At 30.2% G+C, this 1,494-nt stretch carries 2 protein-coding genes; both read left to right on the top strand.

What is annotated here, in order from left to right; all coding sequences use genetic code 11:
* On the top strand, window positions 1-1,131 hold a 1,131-nt coding region (locus IDG60_RS13885; RefSeq protein ID WP_206160810.1), incomplete at its 5' end, for a hypothetical protein.
* Window positions 1,128-1,451 (top strand): hypothetical protein, encoded by a 324-nt coding sequence (locus IDG60_RS13880; protein ID WP_000971497.1) that lies wholly within the window; start codon window positions 1,128-1,130, stop codon window positions 1,449-1,451. The genes IDG60_RS13885 and IDG60_RS13880, both read left to right, overlap by 4 nt.
* The last annotated feature ends 43 nt before the right edge of the window (window positions 1,452-1,494 follow it).

Below are 1,494 nucleotides of genomic sequence, written 5' to 3'. Positions count from 1 at the left end.
ACTGATTCTCTTAATGGAGTAACAACTTCTGCTTTTTTAAATAAAGATACAGGCAAAGTAACTCTTGGGATGACTGGGACTAATATACAAGGCGAAGCCTTTAAAAAGTTAAAAGAAGGTGAATTTTCAAGACAAAATGTTACCAATGCTTTGGAAACAGTTAAAGATGGATATGCAGATCTTAAAATATTATATTCTCCTGCATCTGATCAAAACTATAGATATGCGAATACACAAGAATTTATAAATAAAATAAAAAGTAAGTATGACATTGATTTTATTACTGGTCATTCACTAGGTGGAAGAGATGCGGTAGTTCTTGGAATGAGTAATGGTATTCCGAACATTGTGGTTTATAATCCAGCTCCTATTTCTATAAATAGTTTGAATCCTAATTCCCCAGATGGAAAACGATTGTTAGAGTTATATAAAAATTATAAAGGTAATATTACTAGGTTTGTTGCAGAAAATGATGCATTGACAGAAAATCTGAAGAAATATAAGCATTATGTTTTTTTCGGTAATGATAAAGTCTTTAAAAATGGTAAAGGTCATGAAATGGAAGGCTTTCTGACCGAAGAAGAACAAAAAGCTATAAAAAAAGAACTTAAAAAACTACAAGGTTATGCAGAAGAAAATAATAAGTCATTTGTAAAGAATTCAAATAATGCTATCTCTAAATTAGCTAGTATAGAATTACTTAGAGCAAATATGATGACTACAAATGGAGGAGGATTATCTTCTTCGCAGCAAAAAGTTTTAGAAAGTTTAACAGCTTTAACAATTGCGCAGTCATTCAGTCAACTGATAGACGATGAAATTAATCAAATCAAAAAAATGTATAATGAAAAGAAAAAGGAATTTGGAAAAAATTGGGAAGACGCTCAAAAAGCTGGAAAAGCTGTAGGTGAAGATTTGAGTGTAAATGGAGTTCTCAATGCTTTAGATGAAGGTCAAGTGAATGAAAGTAGTATGGTAAGAGAACCTGAACAAATGATATCTGCAAAAGAAAGACAACTTTCAACGATAGGGTCTTCTGTATCAAATTATATTATGAGAGTTAGACTCAGTATTAATGAAATCGTTGATAAAGATCAAGTGCTTGCATCACAAATAGGTGGATTACTATGATGTTTAATCAAATTAATAATAAAAATGAATTAGAAGAATCATATGAATCTGAGAAAAAACGTATAGAGAATGAACTGCATAATTTAAATGAACTTAGGCATAGAACTCGAAAAGAAAATGAACGTAGTTATGATGTTTTTCAATATTTGAAGCACGAAATGAATTATAGTGAAGATGCCCAAAGGAAAATGACGAGAAATATAGAAGCGTATGAGCAAGAAATCAATGAGATAATTAGAAAGCAAGAATGGAAATTAGAAGAATATAAAGAAGACTTAAAAAAGTCTTATGAAAAGCAGTTAGATAAACTAAGTGACTGATAATTTGGAGGAGATTAAATGACTCTAATAGAACCAGATATGA

The sequence above is a fragment of the Staphylococcus sp. EG-SA-2 genome (assembly GCF_017152085.1).
Note: the sequence above shows the minus strand (reverse complement) of the source record. Positions and strands in the feature narration are given on the sequence as shown.